Annotated in this window: 18 protein-coding genes and 2 pseudogenes; 6 read left to right on the top strand and 14 right to left on the bottom strand. The window is 70.4% G+C overall.

Translation table 11 applies throughout. The features are described 5' to 3' along the window. Window positions 1-172 precede the first annotated feature (172 nt). Together ABZV42_RS03455 and ABZV42_RS03450 are read left to right on the top strand one after the other, a co-directional pair. Window positions 173-976 (top strand): annotated as a pseudogene (locus tag ABZV42_RS03455) (alpha/beta hydrolase). Continuing rightward, window positions 976-2,235: pseudogene (locus ABZV42_RS03450) on the top strand (SpoIIE family protein phosphatase); the annotation flags it as partial. The pseudogenes ABZV42_RS03455 and ABZV42_RS03450, both read left to right, overlap by 1 nt. 69 nt (window positions 2,236-2,304) lie before the next feature. Here the strand turns inward: ABZV42_RS03450 and ABZV42_RS03445 are convergent. The 3 genes from ABZV42_RS03445 to ABZV42_RS03435 are packed head-to-tail and all read right to left on the bottom strand — an operon-like array spanning window position 2,305 to window position 4,194. Next, window positions 2,305-3,324, bottom strand: a complete 1,020-nt coding sequence (locus ABZV42_RS03445; RefSeq protein WP_356050909.1) for an iron-containing redox enzyme family protein — start codon at window positions 3,322-3,324, stop codon at window positions 2,305-2,307. Beyond that, window positions 3,321-3,533: a CDGSH iron-sulfur domain-containing protein gene (locus ABZV42_RS03440; RefSeq protein WP_356050779.1), complete on the bottom strand. Its 213-nt coding sequence runs from the start codon at window positions 3,531-3,533 to the stop codon at window positions 3,321-3,323. The genes ABZV42_RS03445 and ABZV42_RS03440 overlap by 4 nt, the downstream gene beginning before the upstream one ends. Then, window positions 3,517-4,194 (bottom strand): HemK2/MTQ2 family protein methyltransferase, encoded by a 678-nt coding sequence (locus ABZV42_RS03435; protein ID WP_356050778.1) that lies wholly within the window; start codon window positions 4,192-4,194, stop codon window positions 3,517-3,519. The genes ABZV42_RS03440 and ABZV42_RS03435 overlap by 17 nt, the downstream gene beginning before the upstream one ends. Window positions 4,195-4,694: 500 nt before the next feature. Between ABZV42_RS03435 and ABZV42_RS03430 the strand changes: the two genes are divergently transcribed. Beyond that, entirely contained in the window at window positions 4,695-6,989 is a 2,295-nt protein-coding gene (locus ABZV42_RS03430; protein ID WP_356050777.1) for a SpoIIE family protein phosphatase, read from the top strand. Window positions 6,990-7,073: 84 nt separating this feature from the next. Here the strand turns inward: ABZV42_RS03430 and ABZV42_RS03425 are convergent, their stop codons facing one another. The 7 genes from ABZV42_RS03425 to ABZV42_RS03395 form a co-directional block, all read right to left on the bottom strand. After that, window positions 7,074-7,637, bottom strand: a complete 564-nt coding sequence (locus tag ABZV42_RS03425; RefSeq protein ID WP_356050776.1) for a hemerythrin domain-containing protein — start codon at window positions 7,635-7,637, stop codon at window positions 7,074-7,076. Window positions 7,638-7,873: 236 nt separating this feature from the next. Continuing rightward, window positions 7,874-8,101 (bottom strand): hypothetical protein, encoded by a 228-nt coding sequence (locus tag ABZV42_RS03420; protein ID WP_356050775.1) that lies wholly within the window; start codon window positions 8,099-8,101, stop codon window positions 7,874-7,876. Window positions 8,102-8,340: 239 nt separating this feature from the next. After that, window positions 8,341-8,979 carry a class F sortase gene (locus tag ABZV42_RS03415; RefSeq protein WP_356050774.1) on the bottom strand — a complete coding sequence of 213 codons (639 nt, stop codon included), beginning with the start codon at window positions 8,977-8,979 and terminating at the stop codon, window positions 8,341-8,343. A gap of 131 nt (window positions 8,980-9,110) precedes the next feature. Next, window positions 9,111-9,605: a sortase gene (locus tag ABZV42_RS03410; RefSeq protein WP_356050773.1), complete on the bottom strand. Its 495-nt coding sequence runs from the start codon at window positions 9,603-9,605 to the stop codon at window positions 9,111-9,113. A gap of 394 nt (window positions 9,606-9,999) precedes the next feature. Further along, entirely contained in the window at window positions 10,000-11,286 is a 1,287-nt protein-coding gene (locus ABZV42_RS03405) for an MFS transporter (RefSeq protein ID WP_356050772.1), read from the bottom strand. 286 nt (window positions 11,287-11,572) lie between these two features. After that, window positions 11,573-13,606 carry an ABC transporter ATP-binding protein gene (locus ABZV42_RS03400; protein ID WP_356050771.1) on the bottom strand — a complete coding sequence of 678 codons (2,034 nt, stop codon included), beginning with the start codon at window positions 13,604-13,606 and terminating at the stop codon, window positions 11,573-11,575. Window positions 13,607-13,729: 123 nt separating this feature from the next. Next, entirely contained in the window at window positions 13,730-13,984 is a 255-nt protein-coding gene (locus ABZV42_RS03395) for a LapA family protein (protein WP_355979430.1), read from the bottom strand. A 208-nt stretch (window positions 13,985-14,192) separates the two neighbouring features. Here ABZV42_RS03395 and ABZV42_RS03390 point away from each other — a divergent pair, with 208 nt between their 5' ends. Beyond that, complete coding sequence (locus tag ABZV42_RS03390; protein WP_356050770.1) at window positions 14,193-14,549, top strand: hypothetical protein; 357 nt, start codon at window positions 14,193-14,195, stop codon at window positions 14,547-14,549. Between the two features lie 57 nt (window positions 14,550-14,606). Here ABZV42_RS03390 and ABZV42_RS03385 read toward each other — a convergent pair whose 3' ends face one another. Beyond that, window positions 14,607-15,503: an NAD-dependent protein deacetylase gene (locus ABZV42_RS03385; RefSeq protein WP_356050769.1), complete on the bottom strand. Its 897-nt coding sequence runs from the start codon at window positions 15,501-15,503 to the stop codon at window positions 14,607-14,609. 393 nt (window positions 15,504-15,896) lie between these two features. Beyond that, a complete protein-coding gene (locus ABZV42_RS03380; protein ID WP_356050768.1) occupies window positions 15,897-16,445 on the bottom strand; it encodes an FABP family protein in 549 nt (182 codons plus the stop codon). Window positions 16,446-16,628: 183 nt separating this feature from the next. On the opposite strand from ABZV42_RS03380, the gene ABZV42_RS03375 reads away from it, so the two are divergent. Both ABZV42_RS03375 and ABZV42_RS03370 read left to right on the top strand, forming a co-directional pair. Next, a complete protein-coding gene (locus tag ABZV42_RS03375; RefSeq protein ID WP_356050908.1) occupies window positions 16,629-17,180 on the top strand; it encodes an AAA family ATPase in 552 nt (183 codons plus the stop codon). Window positions 17,181-17,397: 217 nt separating this feature from the next. Next, the gene (locus tag ABZV42_RS03370) at window positions 17,398-18,357 is read left to right on the top strand and encodes a 5'-nucleotidase (RefSeq protein ID WP_356050767.1); all 960 of its coding nucleotides are present in this window, start codon (window positions 17,398-17,400) and stop codon (window positions 18,355-18,357) included. A gap of 208 nt (window positions 18,358-18,565) precedes the next feature. Here ABZV42_RS03370 and ABZV42_RS03365 read toward each other — a convergent pair whose 3' ends face one another. Next, window positions 18,566-19,105: a hypothetical protein gene (locus ABZV42_RS03365; RefSeq protein ID WP_356050765.1), complete on the bottom strand. Its 540-nt coding sequence runs from the start codon at window positions 19,103-19,105 to the stop codon at window positions 18,566-18,568. Further along, on the bottom strand, window positions 19,102-19,785 hold the full coding sequence (locus ABZV42_RS03360) for an integrase (RefSeq protein WP_356050764.1): 684 nt from the start codon (window positions 19,783-19,785) through the stop codon (window positions 19,102-19,104). Before ABZV42_RS03360 ends, ABZV42_RS03365 begins: the two co-directional genes overlap by 4 nt. Window positions 19,786-19,942 lie beyond the last annotated feature (157 nt).

The following is a 19,942-nucleotide window of genomic DNA, read 5'->3' as shown; positions in this document are numbered from 1 at the left end:
AAGCGCAGACTCGGATCATCCCGCCGTGTCGCGCTCTCCCTCTTCGTGAGGGCGGGACGGGGTCTTCGCGTACCCGCCCACGTGAGCGCGGGACCGACGCCGCCCCGCGCGCATGGTCGGGCGGCGCGGGGCCGGGTTGGGTCACGGGGCAGGTGCTGCGAGACTGCCGGACATGGATGTCGCCCGTAGGAACAACGTCGCCGTCACCGGCAATCCGCGAGGACGGACGGTGGTGCTGGCTCACGGGTTCGGCTGCGACCAGAACATGTGGCGGCTGACACTGCCTGCCCTGACCGAGGACTACCGGGTGGTGCTGTTCGACTACGTCGGCTCGGGCCGCTCGGACGCGGCCGCGTTCTCGGCGGCTCGCTACGCCTCCCTGAGCGGCTAAGCCCAGGACGTGGTGGAGGTGTGCGAGGCGCTCGATCTGCGTGACGCGGTGTTCGTGGGCCATTCCGTCAGCGCGATGATCGGTGTGCTTGCGGCCGACATGGCCCCCGACCGGATCGGGGCACACGTGATGCTCGCGCCGTCCGCGCGGTACATCGACGACGACGGTTACCGCGGCGGTTTCAGCGCCGCCGACATCGACGAACTGCTGGAGTCACTGGAGTCGAACTATCTGGGCTGGTCGGCGGCGATGGCGCCGGTGATCATGGGGAACGCGGACCGGCCGGAGCTCGGTGAGGAGCTGAGGAACAGCTTCTGCGTCACCGATCCGGAGATGGCTCGCGTCTTCGCCCGGACCACGTTCCTGTCGGATTCGCGGGCCGACCTGAAGCGTGTGAGGGTGCCGACCCTGGTGCTGGAGTGCGCCCAGGACATGATCGCTCCCCGTGAGGTGGGCGCCTTCGTCCACCGGGCGATCCCCGGTTCGACGCTCGTCACGCTGGACGCGCACGGGCACTGCCCGCACCTGTCCGCGTCCGAGGCGACCAACGCGGCGATACGGGTCTTCCTCGCGGGCCTGCGCTGATGTGCCGCACAGGGCAGCACCCCGGTCCGCACGAGGCGGACGACGACAAGGCGCCCGGCGCGACGTTCGCCGCCCTGCTGGAGGACAGCGCCGAGGAACTCTACGAAAGCGCGCCGTGCGGATACCTGTCCACGCTGATGGACGGCACCATCGCGAAGATCAATGGCACCCTGCTGACCTGGCTCGGCCTGGAGCGTGAGGCGGTGGTGGGCCGGATGCGCTTCGCCGACCTGCTGACCATGGGCGGCAAGCTGTACCACGAGACGCACTTCGCACCGCTGCTGCGGATGCAGGGCGAGATCAGCGGCATCGCCCTGGAGATCAGACGGAGCGACGGCCGAATGCCGGTCCTGGTCTCCTCCGTGGTCAAGCACGGCAGCACCGGCGAGCCGCTGCTGATCCGCACCACGCTCTTCGACGCCCGGGACCGCCGTGCCTACGAGGAAGAGCTCCTGCGCGGCCGGAAGGCGGCCGAAGAAACGCGCAAGCAGGCCGAGGCCGACCGAACCCGGCTGGAGGACGCCCTCGCGGTCCTCCAGCAGTCACTGCTGCCCGACATCCTGCCCCGGATACCCGGTGTGGAGTCGGCCGCCTACTACCACACCGCCCATCCCGACCGGCTCGGCGGCGACTTCTACGACGTCTTCCCCATCGACGCCGAGCGCTTCGGTTTCTTCCTCGGCGACGTGTGCGGCAAGGGGCCCCAGGCCGCCGCGGTCACCTCACTGACCCGCTACACCCTGCGCGCCGCCGCCCTGCACGACCCCGACCCCGTCTCGGCCCTGAGCACCCTCAACAAGGCGCTCCACGAACGGTACGCCGGTGGCAGCGGTGACCCGCGCTACTGCACCGCGGTCTTCGGCACGATCGAGCCCGACCACGACACCGGGCAGGTCGCCGTCCACCTGGCCTCGGGCGGCCACCCTCCGGCCATCGTCGTGCGCGCCGAGGGCGCCACCGGCTTCCTGCACACTCCCGGTGGTCTCCTCGTCGGCATCGTGCCCTCCGCGCACTTCGTCACGGCGACGACCGTCCTCGCCCCCGGCGACACCCTCCTGCTCTACACCGACGGCATCACCGAAGCCCGTACGAGCCAGGACCGCACCAGCCTGTTCGGGGGCGAGGCACTCCTCGCCTTCGCCGCCGAGCAGTCCGGCAAGCCCGCGCCGGCTGTCATCCAGGCCCTGACCGGCCTCCTGCACAGCTTCGGTGACGGCCTCGACGACGACACCGCCTTGCTGGCCCTCGGCGTCCCGGCCCGCACCCCCCCGGTCCTGACGGCGCGACCACCGGTTCGCGGCCTCCGTGCGGTCGTGCCCACGCCGTTTTCAGGCTCCGTGCGGCTGCCGCACCCGCGACGGGCGCGTGACGCGGTTCGTGCGCAGCGCGGGCCTGCCGTCACGCCAGGCCGCCAGCAGGCGGGTGGCCAGCCGGTCCTCCAGCCGTCCTGTGGCACGGATCCCGAACACCACGTCGGCTTCCAGCCACGGCTCGTCCGCGAGCAGTCCGGCGACGACCTCGTGCCGTACGACCTGTTCGTGCACCGCGTCCGCCTCGACGTGCTCGGTGTAGAACCGGACCGCCGCCGGACCGGCGTTCGTCCGGCGCATTGCCTGGGCCAGGCGGCGGGAGGCGGGGGAGGAGGTCACCTCCACGGTCGCGAAGTGGCCGACAAGGGCTCCGCGCAGGGCGCGGTGCAGGCCGAAGAGGGACATCAGGTTGACGGTGGCCAGTGCTTCGGCCGGGGCGGCGTCCAGGTAGCGGCCGTACGCGTTGTCCAGGTTCAGGTCGGTCATGAGGTCGGCGAAGAGCCGGGCGTGGATCTCCTCCGCGCGGCCCGCGCCGAACTCGTCGAACTCCACCGCGACCATGCCCGCCTTGGCCCGCCCGCGCAGCCGGGGGATCACCCAGGCGTGCGGATCGGCCTCCTTGAGGTGGTAGAGCGAGCGCGACGCCGCGTACTCCCGGACGTGTTCGAGGGTGCCGTGGTCGCGGAGGAAGTGGGAAAGACTGCCGTCCGCCGCCCCGACGGGTTCGAGCTGGAGCTCGTCGAGCGCGCGCTCCGCGGTGTCGGACGGGCGGACCGGCGTGTCCGCATGCAGGGCTTGGAGAAAGCGGTCCTCCAATCCGGCCCGCAGGGCGAGGAGCCGGGGATCCCACTCGCGATCGTCCGGTACGCCGTCGAAGCCGAGGTAATGGAGTTCGTAGAGGACGTAGAGGGCGAGCTGGAGATCGTCGCCGTACGCGTCGGCCGGAGGGGGCGGAAAGCCGGCGTCCGAGCCTCGTAGCTCGGCGAGGAGCGCGTCCGAGAGCGGGCCGCGCGGTTCCGGCAGGTGTGCGTTGGTCATGACGTCGTGTCCGGTTTCGTACGACGGCGGTGGCTGGTGTCGCACCAGGGCGGCGTGCGGGTACGACGACAGGTGCAGACGGCCACGACGAAACGCCGTGACACCGTCAACTCGCCGTCCTCGCCCACGATTTCGACCGGTCCCTCCACCAGGATGGGCCCGTCGCGCTGGACGCGGACACGGCGGGGGCGTTCAGGTGTGTTCGGCACGGATCACCACCAGCTCCTCGTTCGTGCGGCCGGCCACGAGACCACGCTCACGCAGCCAGCCGACGCGCGAGCGCAGTACGGGGCCGAAGGGCAGCCGGGTCCGCTCGACGACCTCCGCGCTCAGCCCGCCCGAACGCAGCCGGGCGAGAGACTCCTCGACACCGCTCAGGTGCGAATGCACCATCAGCAGCGTTCCGGCGGGGCGCAGTACCGTCGGGGCCGCGGCACAGATCCGGTCGATCAGCAGCCGTCCGTCCCAACCGGCGTCCCAGGCGCGGGCGAGGCCCCGGGGCGGGCCGTCGCCAGGGGCGGGCACGTACGGCGGATTGGTGACCACGAGGTCGAACCGACGCCCCGGTACGGCGGCCGCCAGATCGCCGTGGCGTACCTTCACCACCTGCCCGTTCAGCAGCCCGTTGCACCACGCCGTGGCCAGCGCCCGCCAGGAGATGTCCACGGCCGTCACCCGCGCGCCCAGCCGGGACGCTTCCACCGCTAGCGCGCCGCTGCCGGTGCCGAGGTCCAGGACCTCGGTGCGAGCGGTGATCCTCTCTCGGTGCAACGCCCCTCTCAGCAGTCCGGTGTCCGTCTGCGGGCGGTACACACCCGGTGGGATCCAGCAGTGGAACCGGTCGGCGCCGGGGGCGATACCGATGGTCATCGCGGGTTCCTTTCCGAACGTGCGTCGGGGGTGCCGGGCCGGGTCGGTCGGGAGCCGGCGACGCCACACGGGTACCCCTGAGCACCAGACGTAACAGTGGTGCCGCTTCGGCGGAGGCATGACTGAGGGGAATGCGAGGGGCTGACATTTAGCTAATAAGGGTGAAATATGCCTAAAGAGTGAATATCGCGAAACTTAGGTGGGATGAGGAGGCAGGAAGATGCGTCGAGAGATGGTGCAGAAGAAGGCCGACCGGAAGTCCGAGGCCAGTCGTCGCACGCCGGAGGAGTCGGACAGGCGTCCGCGTCCCGAGGTCCGAAAGGACGTCGCGCGAACGTGGTGGCCGGACGGGTAGGTCTTCGGATGTCCGACGCTGCCCGGCGAGCAGGTCGGCGTACGTGAACCGGACCGCCGAGAACGGCCGCGGGAGGAGGCTCGCCGTTGTGCCGACCGATCCGCGAAGGCCGACGCCCGTCCGCGCTGAGGAGCCGAGCGATCCCGTGGAATCGGCAAGTGCCGGGAAACCGGCCCGTGCCGTGGAACCGAGCGGCGCCGGGGAACCGGCCGGTGCCGTGGAAGCAACCCGTGCCGTGGAGCCGAGCGGCGCCGTGGAAGCAACCCGTGTCGGGGAACCGGGCGGCCCCGAGGAGCCGGGCCCCGTCGAGGAACCGAGCCGCCCCCCTGCGCGGAGGACGAGCCCTGCCGGGAAGCCGAGCGGGGTCGAGCCGCTGGAGGAGGCGCTCACGGTGGCCGTGCGCCGCACCGGCGCGTCGGGCGGCGGCATCTACGTGGTGGACGAGACCAGGCAGCTGCTGGGACTGAAGGTGGCGTGCGGTCTGCCGGGGGACATCGCGGTCTCCTGGCGACAGGTGCCCGTCACCGCGTCCGTGCCCGTCTGCGACGCCTTTCGCGAGGACCGCGTGGTGTGGGTCGGCTCGCAGGAGGAGATGGCCCTTTCCTATCCACAGACGGCGGCGGCGCTGCCCTACAGGTTCACTCTCGCCGCGGCACCACTCGCCGGCCGGAGCCGCTGCTGGGGCGCGCTGTTCCTGATCTGGCCGGCCGGTCACTCCGGCCGGGCCTCGCCGAGGGAAAAGGGCAACTTCGCGGCGCTCGGCCGGCGTGTCGCCAGGGTGCTGGACGAGGCCGGCAGGACGTTCGTCCCGCCGGACGAGCCCCACATGATTTCCCTGGACGGCGCCTCCGAGGCCTTCTCCCTGTCCGCCCACGCGCCCGCCGATCTCATGGAACGGCTGCCGGAAGGCTTCGTGGCCCTCGACCTGGAGGGCAGGATCACCTTCCTCACCAGCCGGGCCGCCTCCCTCCTCGGCCGCCGTGTCAGCCATCTCCTGGGAACGCGGCCGTGGCAGTCCCTGCCCTGGATGGACCAGGTCCTCGTCGAGGACCACTACCGCACGGCCGTCATGAGCCGTGAGCCCGTCGGCTTCACCGTTCTGCGGCCGCCGGACACCTGGCTCGACATCGATCTCCACCCCGATTCCAGCGGCATCAGCGTCCGTATCAAGCCTCGCGGGTCACGGCCCGGCGAGGCGCCCGGCGCGGTCGTCCCCGCCGCGGCCGCGTCGCCCGCCGCGTCCGTAGGCCGTCTGTACCAGCTGGTGCATCTGGCGGCAGCCCTGACGGACGTGGTCGGCGTGCAGGACGTCGTCGACCTGATCGCCGTCCAGATCCTTCCCGCCTTCGGCGCCGACGGCATGGTGCTCTCCGCGGCCGACGCCGGGCGCCTGAAGATCGTCGGCCACCACGGCTACGACCCTCAGACCATCGAACGCCTCGACGGCCTTCCCGTGAACACCCGCCTGACGCCTGCGGGCGAAGCGCTGATCAGCGGGAACCCCCTGTTCTTCGCCGACCCCGACGAGCTCGCCCGCGGCTACCCCGCCGCACCACGGATCAGCGACAAGCAGGCCTGGGCCTTCCTCCCCCTCATCAGCGACGCACGCCCCGTCGGCTGCTGCATCCTCACCTACGCCCGCCCCCACGCGTTCACCGCGGACGACCGGGCCGTCCTCACCTCGCTGGGCGGGCTCGTCGCCCAGGCCCTGGACCGGGCCCGCCTCTACGACGCCAAGCACGCCCTGGCCCACACCCTCCAGCGGGCACTCCTCCCGCGGGGGCTGCCCACTGTCCGCGGACTGGAGGTGGCGGCGCGCTACCTCCCCGCCGGCCACGGCATGGACGTGGGTGGTGACTTCTACGACCTCATCCGGCTCGACCACGCGACCGCGGCGGCTGTCATCGGCGACGTCCAGGGCCACAACATCGCGGCCGCCGCGCTCATGGGGCAGGTCCGTACGGCAGTCCACGCCACCGCCGGCGCGCGGCCCGACGAGGTCCTCGCCCGAACGAACCGCGTCCTCGCCGATCTGGAACCCGACCTCCTCGTCTCCTGCCTGTACGCGCACATCGACCTCGCCCGCCGGCAGGTGAGCCTGGCCAGCGCCGGTCACGTACCACCGCTTCTGCACCGTCCCGGGCAACGGCCCGAGGTGCTGGAGATCGAGCCCGGCCCGTTGCTCGGCATCGGTGTCGAGCTCCCGTACCCGATCACCACCGTCGAGATGACCCCGGGGACGACCCTCGCCCTGTACACCGACGGCCTGGTCGAGGTGCCCGGCACCGATCTCGACCGGATGACGAGCGGGCTCGCACAGCTTCTCGCCGACGGGTCCCGTCCGGAGCGGCTCGTCGACAAGCTCATCCACCACTCCTGGCCCCAAGGCATTCCGACCGACGACATCGCCGTACTGCTGCTGAAGGCCGAGGAGTCCTGAGGCGCGCGCCGGACGCCGGACCACCAGCGGCCCCGACACACCGTGCGAGCGGTCGGGGCGACAGACAGTCGTAGCGGGGGCCCGTCAGTCGAGTTTCCCTCGTCCGCTCAGCGCGTCGCGCAGCCGGTCGACCATGCCCACACCGGGTGCGAGGAGCTTGTTCGCGGGCGGGGTGTCGGGGGCCGACGGGTGCGGACGGGTGGGTGCCACCTTCTTGGCCCGGCGGACCTTGTCGCCGAGATCGTTCAGGGCCTCCGGCGTGCAGGCGGCACGCAGCATCGGGAACAGGGTCTGTTCCTCGTCGGCCAGGTGAGCGCGGATTTCCCGCATCAGGTCTCCGATGAGCCGGTCGAACTCGGGGTCGTCCGCCTCGTGACCCTCCAGATCCTTCATGATCTGCTCAGCCTTGGAGTGGTCCTCGATCTCCCGGTCGGCCAGCGCGTCACCGTTCGGCACGTGCCGGCGTACGGCCGGGTACAGGTAGGCCTCCTCGGCCACCGAGTGTCGTACCAGCTCCATCGTGACCTGGTCCGCGTAGACCTTCCGGTCCTTGTCGCCGGGCGCGCACCGGTCGATGCGCCCGAAGATCTCCTCGACCTCCCGATGATCGGTCGTCAGCTCGTCGATGACGTTGCCACCATGCCCCATCTTCTCCACCTTCCCGCGGTGACGGCTCCTGGGCGGTCCGTCCGTCCGGTGCCTCCGGGTGCCCATCGGTCGCCGGTTGACACGAGGTTCACCCCTGCGGGGGCATTGGCGGTTACGGCGGCTGACGACAGGACGCCGGGACGTTTGAGTGCGTCGCCGCGCAGGGACACTCGCGGTGCCCCTGCCTCCCACCCCGAGGCGTCCGCTCGTCGCGTTCTCAGCCGGCGCCGACGTTCTCAGCCCACGTTCATCCGCAGATACTTCACCCCACAATCGGGGCAGAAGGGATCGGACGCGTCGGTGCCCCAGGCCTTGGACGGCTGCGTCCAGGCGGCCGGATCGAGCCGCCGTTTGCACAGCGTCAGAGTCTCGCCCGCCTCTGTCATGTGCCACAGCGCGACGCGGGCGCCGACCGACTCCGGCGGGGCGTCCTCCGCGTACTCCGCACGCAACTCGTACTCCACGAGCCGTCCTCACTTCCTGATCCTGCCTGTCGCGCCCGTACGGCTGCTCCCCGCCCCGCCGTTCCCCGTTGACGCTCCCAGGCTCCGGAGCCGGCAGGCACTGTTCGAAGAACCCACGCCGGGTTCCCCGGCCCATGCAGGCGAATCACCGGGCGAGTGCCGTGAGGGGACAGGCGTCACTTCCGGCCCCTGCTCGGACCGCTGTCCGGCGCTCACCGACTTCGGCTCCAGGCGGCGGGCTACCCCGCTCCTGTCTGCCGTACGGCGGTGAGGGTCGCGTACACCACGACATTGCCGCGGTATCCGTCGTCCCCGGCCGACCCGCCGCAGGTGATCACGCGCAGCTCGGGCCGGCCGGAGCTGCCGTAGACCTTTTTCTCGGGGAACCTGTCCTTGTCGTAGACCTCCACCGCGTCGACCGTGAAGACGGCGGTGCGGCCGTCCGCCCGATCGACCTCGATCGTCTCGCCCTTGGTGACGGCGCCGAGCCGGTAGAAGACGCCGGGACTTCCGGCTCGTGTGTCCACATGCCCGGTGGTGACGGCTGTGCCCCGTGAACCGGGCGCCGTGCCGTCGCCGTACCAGCCGGCGACACTGGCTTCGCCTTCGGGCGGGGGCCGCAGAGCCCCCGTCCTGTCGAGGCCCAGCCGTGCCAGGGAAGCGTTCACACCGATCGCAGGGATACGGAGCCGTACGGGCTCGGCGCGGGGCAGCGGCGCGACTGCGGTGTGTGCCGTCGAGCCGGCCCGGCCCCGCGAGGCGGAGAAGGCCTGGTCGGCCGACGGCTGCGGGGGCCGCCGGTCGACCATCGTGCCGAGCACCAGCAGGACGCCCGCCACCAGTGCCAGGACCAGATATGTGACCGGTGGGACGAACATGCGCGGGGTCGTACCGGCCTTGTCCCTGGATTCCTTCAAAGTCGAGCCTCTTGCCTTGAGGGAGCCGACGGGATGGGTTCCCGCGGTCCTGGAAACGGGCGCCGTACCGGGCCGGGTGACGCGGCGAAAGGTCAGGACCGGGCGCCGCCGTGCGAGCGGCGGCGCATCCGGAACAGGGCACCGGCCGCGGCCGCGCTGATCAGGGCACCGCCCACGGCGACCTGGGTGTTGGTGTCCGTGGCGTTTCCGAAGCCGGCCTGGATGGCGCCGTTCGGCGACCGCTCGGCGATCTTGTAGGTGTCCGTGAGCTTGATCCGCGGCGGGCACTTGACCGTGACGGTGTCGGTTCCTGACGCTCCGTTCGCCGGGATCTGGAACTCACCCGCGAGCACGCCCTTGCGGTCACCCTCGAAGAGATGGAACTGGCCGGCGAGCACCGACTCGCCCTTGCCGTACGTCACGTCCGGGCCGCAGGCGGTGGTGGTGACCCTGACCGTGGAGCCCGGCGTGGCGTTGCCCGGGTTGATGTGGAGCTCCGTGTCACCGGCGGCCACAGCGGCCGGGCCCTGGAGCGCCATGACCGCGAGGGCCAGTCCGACACCGACGCCAACGTGTGTGTTTCGCAAGGGAATCCTCCGACAAAGCAGTGGCCGACCGGTCCGCTCGGCGCTCCTGTGATCTCCACGACGAGAAAACCGACGCTCCGTCAGCTCCGCAACAGGAGGCGACGGCACCGATGTCACCCGGGCGGCCGCGGTGACCGCTCGTGCGGGGGCATCCGCGCAGGTCGTCGAAGCGGATGCGGCACGGTGGAGGTGTCGCCGCGGGCGGCGGATGGGCTAACGATCTTCATCCCCGAACGGGGCAAGGGGGATACGGCCGTTCAGTGCGGGAGCATCGTGTCCGGCGTACGGGATCCGGGCTCCGGACGCCGTGGTCGGACGGCAGCTGTCGCCGTCCGGCCGCGTGGATCACCGGCCGGGTCCGGCCGGGCTCAGGCGCTCCGGTCGGCGGCGTGCTTCAGGGGATGCTCACCTCTGGAGCGGTATGGACGCTGACGCTGCCGCTGGTCGCGGCCGGGGCGTGCGCCGGAAGGCGTCGTACGGCGGGCACGCAGAGGAGCGCGAGTGCGGCCGGGACCGCGATGAGCGTCATCGCGTACAGCGTGGGCCGCACGCCCAGGGAATCGGACATCGGGCCGGCGAGCGCGAGGCCCAGCGGCATGAGCCCCGTCGACAGCAGATAGTCGTAGGAGCTCACGCGGGACAGGGCCGCCTCCGGGATGTGTGTCTGAAGCGCGGTTTCCCAGATGACGAAGAAGAGCGAGACGGCGACGCCGGTGACCGCTTCGAGGACGGCGATCACGGCGACCGTCGCGCCGGACCCGATGATGACCGCCTGGCAGGAGCCAACGGCGAGCGCGGCGGCGGCGAGCGCCATCGGATGCCTGACCTTGAGCCGGTAGGCGCAGACGTCTCCGACGATGGAGCCGATACCGAAGCCCGCGGTGACGACGGCCCAGCCGGCCGCGCCGCCCCACTCCCTCTCGGCCAGGACGGGCCCGAGCACGAACACGGACGGCAGCACGACGACGTGGTAGACCGATATCGCCGCCATACCGGACCACACCCACGTCCGGCTGCGAACCTGTGTCCAGCCGTCGCGCAACTCTCGGAGGAAACTTCCTCCCGAGCCGGCAGGCGTCGGCTCGGCGGCCTTCTCACGAGGTGTCAGCCGGGCCAGGAACGCGGCACTGACCGCGAAGGTCAGCGCGTCCACGGCCAGTGCGCCGCCGGGGCCCGCCAGCGCGACCAGGCCGCCGGCCAGGACAGGGCCGACCACCAGAGCGGCGGACTGGACGAACCCGCGCAGGGCGTTCGCCTCCCGGAGCCGGTCGGCCCCGACGAGCAGGGGCATCAGCCCGGTCGCCGCCGGCATGAAGAAGGCGTCGGCCGTGCCGAACACGATCATCAGCACGACGAGATGCCGGACCTCGGCGACACCGGCCAACAGCAGTACCGCGGCGAGCCCCTGCACGGCGAACCGCACCAGGTCCGAGGTCAGCATGATGCGGTGCCGCTGGAAACGGTCCGCCCACACCCCACCCACCAGGGCGAAGAGCAGCATGGGCACGAGCCCCGCGGCGGCCAGCAGCCCCACGTCCGAGGCGGACCCGCCCACGGAGAGCACGGCGAAGGGCACGGCCACGAACGACATACGGTCGCCCACCACCGACAGGGACTGCCCGATGAACAGGCGGGTGAACTGCGGCTCGTCGCGCAGCACACCAGGAACCAGAGACTTCACGAAACGACCGATCAGGGGCGGAGGACATGAACTGCAAGCGCCCGATGGTAAGCAGTGGCGTCCTCGCAGGTCACCTGCATTCCCTGAGCTGGGGCCGGAGCCCGAGCCCCACCCCGACCCCGACCCCGAGCCCCACCCCGACCCCCACCCCGACCCCGACCCCGACCCCGAGCCCGACCCCGACCCCGGTGATCGTGCTCGTGCCCGGTGATCGTGCTCGTGCTCGGTAAGGTCCAGGTGTTCCACCCGGTGGTCCCGACGACAGTCCCGTGCTCCGGCACAGGAGTCACACGGGGTCCACCAGGCCGGGTGGGTCGGGGTGCGGGACGGTGTCCGTGGGCGCGTACTGGGCTGCCTGGGCAGCGAACATCGCCGCGTAGCGCCCCCGGGCCGCCATGAGCTCGTCGTGCCCGCCCTCCTCGACCAGCCGTCCCTGGTGCAGCACGTAGATGCGGTCGGAGTGGCGGACGCCGGACATGCGATGGGTGACGAGGACGACCGCGCGGTGCGGGTCGGCGAGCCCCCTGATGCGGTCGAAGGCCGCGATCTCGGCCTCCGGATCGAGGGCGGAGGTCGGTTCGTCCACGATGAGGACACTGTCCGCCCGCGAGGTGGAGCTGCGCCAGTGCGTGCGGGCCAGCCCCATCTTCTGCCACTCGCCACCGGACAGCTCGATGGCACCGCGGAAGACGCGGGCCAGCAGACTGCGCAGCCCGTCGGGGAGTTTGTCGACGACCGGGCCGGCTCCCGCGTAGTCGACGGATGCCCACAGTTCTTCGGGCGCGGCCTCGTGCTCCGGGCGCCCGATCCGGATGTTCATCGCGGCCGTCACGGGCCATCGCTGGAAATCCTGCGTGAGCAGTGCGACGCGCTCGAACACCTGGGAGCGCTCCAGCCCGGCGACGTCCAGGTCGCCCCATCGCACGGTGCCTTCCTGGGGGAGCAGCAGGCCCGAGAGGATCTTCATCAGGGTGCTCTTGCCGGAGCCGTTCTCACCGACGACGGCCGTGACCGAGCCCATGGGGATGGTGAGCGTCACCCGGTCAAGCGCAGGAGCCTCGCGGTCGGGGTATCGATACGTGACCTCGTCGAGCGTGACCTGCTTGACCCGCTCAGGAACCGGATCGCCCGTCTCGGGGATGGCCCGTGCGGCCGCCTCGGTCAGGAAACGCCCATGGTCGCGGACGTACAAAGACTCCTCGTGCAGGGTGTTGACGTTCATCACCAGGGCGCCCAGACTCGCCGATCCCGACCGGACGGCGATCACCGCGGTGCCGGCCACCGCGAGACTCATGTGCCCGCTCATGATCAGCCAGATCATGGTTCCGTACGTGGCGGCCATCGCCAGTCCGGACAGTGCGGCGGCCACCCACTCGGTCACCGCCTTGCTGGAGGCCAGCCGTTCCTGCTCGGCCTCCGCACTGAGCGCCATGCGCTGGTAGCGGCTCAGCAGGAACGGACCGACGCCGTGGATGCGTACCTCTTGGGCGGCGGTGCGTTCGGTCAGGAGATTGCCGATCAGCCGGCTGGCCCGCAGATGCTCGATCCAGCTCATCACCGAGACATAGCGTTCCTGTGCCACCCGCATCGCGCCCCAGCCGCGCGGCGCGGCGATGAGGATGAGCATCGGGAGCAGCGCCGGGTGCAGCACGGTGAGCACGCCCGCCGTGGCCACCAGGGAGATGGTGCCGTTCAGCGCCGCGACACAGGCGCCGATCATGCGGCGGGCGGAAGCGGGACCGTACTGGGCGATGTCGATGAGCCGCCGGAAGTCCGGGTCGTCGATGGCCTCCAGTTCCACGGAGACCGCGGCGGCCAGGTACTGGGTGGTGGCGATCCGCTCGACCAGCGGTTCCAGCCGGCCCGCCCGCGACGTGGACCAGCCCGCCAGCGCGGAGTTGACGACCGCGATCGCGGCGGCGGCCAGCAGGCCCGGCATCAGAGCGTGCAACCGCTCCACGGCGGTACCCGCACCCAGCAGGGCGTGCATCACCACGTTGACGGCGAGCAGCCCGACGGCGCCGGCGGCGCCTTGCCCGATCTCGCTCACCCCGACGGCGATGAGCGCTCCGCGATCCGTGTTCCACGCCATGCGCAGGGTGACCCCGACCAGGGCCGGCATCGACCGCAGCGCGGACAGCATCGTCAAGTCGAGCCGTGCGTGCTCGTGTCGGGACCAGCCCATGTCGTAGCGCAATGGGCCGCCGAACAACTCGCGTTCCGCGTCGGACACTTCGGGATCGGTGAGCCGGACCTTCCCGAAGAAGGGCCGCAAGGGTCGTCTGCGGGTGGGTAATCGCCTTCGGTCGGACGTCGACATCTGAGGAGCCTGCCCAACCGGCACGCGGCTATCTCCCGAACGTCGGTTTTCGGCTCCCGGGTAGCCGAAGTGGCCGGGGACGGCCGGGTCGGGGTCGGGCCTCCGAGCTGTTCGAGGCGTGGGCTATCGGCGGGCCCTGCGGTAGGCGATCAGCAGCCCCATCAGGATGCCGACGAGGAGGGTGACGGTCAGGACGATCCACAGGGGGAGGGTGACCTTGGGAATCCATAGCCGGATGGTCACGGAGCCGGTGTTGGCTGCGATGAACCAGATCGTCAGGGCTGCCAGCACGAAGAAGCCGATGCTGCGTAGCCGGTAGTCCCGCCCCTTGACCGTCACGGTGGACGGCCCGTGTGAGTTCGCGGTCTTCTGGGCCATGTAGCCAGTATCCGGCTGTTCACCCGAGCGGGCGACTCGATCGGCCGTGCCGGGCCGCGGCCCGCCTTCGTACGGCTCGGACGTCCGAGGCCCGGCGGGTGGAGAGGACGGCTTGAGATGCGGCCCCTGGATGTACGACCGCTGCGACTGTCCTCCGGTATGGCGGAGCGGCTGACCATGGGTCGGGGGCGGCCGGTAGCCTCACTCCATGGATGCGCTCGTGCCCTTCGTCGTCATGGCCGGCGGCCTCGCCGCGGTCCTGGGCTTCCTCGTCCGGCTCGCCGCCCGCGTCCGTTCGCGGGGTCTGGCCGGCGGAGCCGTGAACGAGGCTCTCGCTTCCTACGAGGAGGCGTTCCGCGCGACCTCGCACGCGGCCCACGTCGAGATCCAGGTCCAGAAGGAACGCAAGGCACCGCTCCTTTCGCCGGACGGGCACTGGGAGCGCGGTCCAGGCGGGAGAAGCCCCGTGGGCACCCAGGGCCGCCGATCACCGGCCCCCTCCCGCTTCCGCCGCCCGGGCAGGACCCTTCGTCGTTGGGCCGGTCGCTTCCGGCGCGCCGACTGAGCCGTGCCGAGACACGGGGTATCGCTCGGTGGAGCCTGGCTTCTTCCGCCTCCAGGGTCAGGCCGCGGCCTCGTCCAAGGGGATGCCGAGCCGTCCGGCCACGGTGGTGAGCGCCGCGCCCAGGGGAAGCTCGACCCGGGTCAGGGCGTGCTGGTCGCCCCGGGTCGCGTCGCGGTTGACGATCAGCACCGGCTTCCCCGCGTCGGCTGCCTGACGGACGAACCGCAACCCGGACATCACCGTCAGGGACGAGCCAAGGACCAGCAGCGAAGACGCCTCCCGGACCAGCTGACGGCAGTGCTCGACCCGTGACCGCGGAACCGACTCGCCGAAGAAGACCACGTCCGGCTTGAGGATGCCGCCGCAGACCGTGCACGGGACGACATGGAAGTCCCCGACCTGCTCATCGGTGAGGTCCGCGTCACCGTCCGGGTTGACGGCGGCGGCCACCGGCGCGAAGCCGGGATTGGCCTCCTCCAGTTGCCGGGCCAGTTCGCGGCGCGGGGTGCGGGCGCCGCAGGACAGGCAGACGACCCGTTCCAGGCTGCCGTGGAGCTCGACGACGTCGTGACTGCCGACGGCCTGGTGCAGACCGTCGACGTTCTGTGTGATCACACCCGAGAGCAGACCGTGCCGCCCGAACGCGGCCACGGCCCGGTGTCCGTCGTTGGGACGGGCGCGGCCGAAGGTCCGCCAGCCGAGGTGGCTGCGCGCCCAGTAGCGCCGCCGGGCCTGAACGGTCGCGGTAAAGTCCTGGTAGGTCATCGGGGTGTGCCGACGCAGGCTCCCGCCCTCGCCCCGGTAGTCGGGGATGCCCGACTCCGTCGAGATGCCGGCCCCGCTCAGCACCAGCACACCTCGGGTGCTCAGCGCGGCGGCGACCGGCTCCAGATCCGTGGTGCCGGGCTGCAGATCCCCGGAAGGGATCCAGCTCAGAGTGGGACGCATGCGCATGCGACCAGGGTACGGACACGACGGCGCGACGTACGGGACGATGGCGCGACGCATGGTATGACTGCGCTGGATACGGGACGACGGCGCGGCGTACGGACACGACAGCGCGACGTACGGGACGAGCGCGCAGCCTCCGGCACGACGACGCGGCGTACGGGCCGGCACCGTGCCGATCTCCGGGTGCCCCCGTACACGGCGGCACCCGGCAAGGAACCCACGAGAAGCGCGGCGGCGACTTCACCGCCGGCCGGTGAACGGGGTCCGTACCGCCTGCACGCGGCCGCAACCTGCTCCTGGGCGCGACCCCACTGCGTACTCCCGACCCGCGCACTCCCGGCCCGCGTGCGCGCCTGCCCCCGGTCGTGCCTGCTCGGTCGCGGGCGACCGTTGGCCTCAGCTGCCACCCGTACGTCGGAGCCGCGCGGAAAGATGGTGCTGCAAGGGCTGACCGACCGCCGCGAGGTCATGGAGGAAGTCGAGTGTGTCGGCGTCCGCCAAGGTGTATCGACGGCGGGTGGCGACGACCTCCTTGGCCGTGGGGGCGAGCGCCACCTGCTGACTGTCCAGGTCCACCGCGCCGTCGGCCGCCCGGCCGGCCATGATCTCCGCGATACCGGTCGGCTGGGTGATCAACGCCTCCACCCGCCCATCGGCCTGCATTCGCCACCAGCCGCTCTCCCGGGCCGACGGACGTAGCGGAGCCCCGTCCGTGTCGATCAGCCAGGCGCGTGCCTCGTACTGGAGGAAGGGCCGGCCGTCGTGGCTGAACGTGACCTCCTGCGCGTAGAGGAATTCCTCGTCGAGCGTCGGGTAGCTTCCGCTGCCCCGCCCGGCCCAGGTGCCGAGAAGTCCGATCACCGGTGCGAGGAGCGCGTGCGGGGCGGGCGTCCCGTCCGGCCGGAGGGCATCGGGGTACGGGTGCTTCCCGACGGGATCGACCATGAAAATCCACTCCTGAGGCGAGGCCACTACGGCTCGGCAGCCTAGTGGCCCTCGCCCCGCGGACGGTGATCCTTCCGCCGGAGCGTCGCCGTCGGTACTGAGGCGGGCCCAGAAGTGCCTCCGGGAGGTCGGCTCCGACGATGCCTCGGAAGGCACCCGGCGCAGTCACCGGCTGTCGGTAGGCTGACCGCCGTGATAGTGGGAACCGCTGAAACCCGGCTGATTGTCCTGCGCGGCAACAGTGCTTCGGGGAAGTCGTCCGTCGCCTCCGCTCTCCGAGACAGATTCGGCCGTGGCCTGGCGCTGGTCGGCCAGGACAACCTCCGTCGCGTCGTGCTGAGCGAGCGGGACCGGCCCGGAGCGGCGAACATCGGTCTGATCGACCTGACCGCCCGCTACGCCTTGGATGCCGGCTATCACGTCATGGTCGAAGGCATCCTCCACGCCGGCCACTACGGTGACATGCTCGTCAGGCTGCGCGCCGAGCACCGCGGTCGGACCCACGGTTACTACCTGGACGTGCCGTTGGCCGAGACCCTCGCCCGGCACGCCACCAAGCCGATCGCCGATGACGTAGACGAGACACGACTGCGCGAGTGGTACCAGCCGCTCGATCTGCTGCCCGACGGCATCGAGACCGTCATCGGCGCTGACAGCACCCTGCCTGAGACCGTCGACGCCATCATGCTCGACACGGGGCTCGCCCATCTGCCCGCATGGCGGCGACACGGCTGATGAGCGGAAGGTAGGACGCGGCAGGCTTGCTGGTGCTGGTGCTGGTGCTGGTGCTGGTGCTGGTGCTGGTGCTGGTGCTGGTGCTGGACCAGGCCGGCTCAGGTCTCCTCGTCGAATGCCATTCCGTCCTGCTCTGTCCGTACCGTCAGGGGTTCGGAGGAGGCGAAGCGGAGCACCATGTGGACGTGTGCATGATTGCGTGCTCGGGGAGGACGCCGTGGCCGTCTACGAACTCAAGAACCGCCTGGTCGTCGGTATCGCCTCCAGCGCACTGTTCGATCTGGCAGAGGCGGATGCCGTCTTCCGCGAACAGGGAGTGCAGGCCTACCGCGCCTACCAGGAAGAGCACTTGGACGACACGCTGGGCAGAGGGGTCGCCTTCCCCTTCGTTCGCAGGCTGCTGTCCCTGAACGAACTCTCACCCGACGATCCTCTGGTCGAGGTCATCATCCTGTCCCGCAACGATCCCGACACCGGGCTGCGGGTCATGCGGTCCATCCAGTCACACGCTCTGCCGATCAGCCGGGCCATCTTCATGCAAGGCCGCTCGCCCTACCGCTTTATGCCGGCCCTGAACATGTCCCTGTTTTTGTCCGCGAACGAGGACGATGTCCGCGAGGCCGTCGCGCTTGGCCTACCGGCCGGCCGCGTGCTCGGCCCAGCCGGGACTGACGAGGGCGACGACCAAGACCTGCGGATCGCCTTCGACTTCGACGGAGTCCTGGCCGACGACGCCTCGGAACAGGTCTATCAGGTCGATGGCCTCGAAGGCTTTCGCTCCCACGAGACGACGAACGCCGCCACCCCGCACGACCCGGGCCCTCTGCGGGACTTCCTCGCAGGCGTCAACCGGCTCCAGCAGCGCGAAGCAGAACGACGGGCAGAAGACGCCGACTACAAGATTCGCGTCCACGTCTCCCTCGTCACTGCCCGCGCCGCGCCCGCTCACGAACGCCCGGTGCGCAGCCTGAAGAACTGGGGCGTGACCGTCAACGACGCCTTCTTCCTCGGCGGCATCGACAAGAGCACGATCATGGAGGTCCTCAGACCCCACATCTTTTTCGACGACCAGGTCGGCCACCTCACGGGCACCGCCCGCAGCACGCCGAGTGTGCATGTCCCCTTCGGGAAGCTAAACGAACCGGACGGCCCGGAGCCTGAACGTGCACAGCGGTGAGCCTTGCTCGGTCATGGTCGAGTCGATGCCTTCGACTTCGCCGGGCCACCGCTCTTCCTGGGCTCGTTGGCGGCGGAGGAGAAGGTCCTTCTCGGTTCCCCGAGGCGGGACAGCATCTTGGAGTGACCTGGAGCATCGGGCAACGGATGCATGCTTCTCTGAGCTTTCAGATCGGCGTCGCGGGGGTGGTGTGAACTCGCGACTTCGTTCAGGGCAGGTACTGGTGCGTCTCAGCCCAAGCGAGAAGTCGATCGCGTACTGAGCCGGGTTGCAGATGCTGGATGAGCCGATCCAGATGCGCCGTCAGGTTCTTGTGTCGCCGCAGCTCGCCGATCTGCTCGACGGCGAGGTCGCGCCAGTGATTGGCGAGAGCACGGGCCTCAGTAGAAGTGAGGGAAAGCGCGGCGATGGTGTCGGTCGCCAGCGTATCTGGGCTCCAGCTCTGGTCCTCGCTGTCAGGGCCAAGGTGGTCGATCACCCACATCCGCAGCATGAAGTTCTGATGAGCCGTCCGTGCTCGATCCCACAGACCATCGCCGGGCAGACGCTGGTTGGCCTGCAACGACAGCGTGGCCCACTGCCGGCGGACTTCGCGGGGTTGGCCGGTGCGATAGGCATGGTCTTGTGCAACGACGCGTACGGCCTCAAGCTGCCGGCTCCGAGCGCTCGAGGCGAAGGACTGAAGGCGCTCGATCGTCCATGTGCTGAGGTCCCGGCTCGGGTCTTGATGATCGGCGTCGGCGTTCACGAGTCCTCGCTCCTGATGATGGGCATATCAAGGTCGACATCGGCTTCTTTGTGGCAACGTCGTTCCAGCTGGGCAAGTTTCTCCTCCGCGCCGGCAAGGCTGACCCGGAGTCCTTTGACTTCACTTGACCAGCCTTCCCGCTCGGCCTCCGCGATGCGGGCGATGAGGTTGTCGCGAATGTCGACGAGCCGTACCCATTGGGCTGGATCTGGTCGGAGGAGTGAGCATCTGACACAAGCATGCTCATGGAGGCACGGGGTTCCGAAGGCACGTGCGCAGGTGCCGATGGACACCTTGCGCTTGTCGAAGTGCTCCTCGAAGTCGGCCCATTCCTCGGGCGTGACCTCGGCGCATTCGATCTCCGGCCGGAGGGACCGCCGGTGGTTCAGGAACCTTTGGTAGTTGGTGACGACGTCCTCGGCGAAGACCGCGACGTAGCCCTGGAGGGTCTTCAGGTTGAGGTGTCCGAGCAGGGCGGCGCCGATGTGGATGGGCAGACCGCCAGTGATGCTTCTCCGCCGAGCTCGGGCGGGAGGGGCACACCTGATCGCCCTCAGCAGCACCCGGAACGCCACTTCGGGGGTGCAGCGGTTCGCGCAGTCGGTGAGCGCCGCACGCACCTCAGCCGGCAGGAACCGTGCGCACTCGATCTCGGCGACGACCGCGTCGAGGCAGGTCAAGCCGTCCTCGATGTCCGCCCCGCGAGCGGCCGCACATCCGTGTTCGCCGACAGTCGCGCGTCGCGCAGGGCGACAACCGTCCGCGTCCACCCTCCCGCCACCCGCTCGAGGCCGGGAAGTACTGCGATCCGGCCTCCCACAACACCTCCAGCGTCGG

Source organism: Streptomyces sp. NPDC005281 (genome assembly GCF_040607495.1).
In the GTDB taxonomy this organism is placed as follows: Bacteria; Actinomycetota; Actinomycetes; order Streptomycetales; family Streptomycetaceae; genus Streptomyces.
This window is presented reverse-complemented; position numbering and strand designations above follow the sequence as displayed.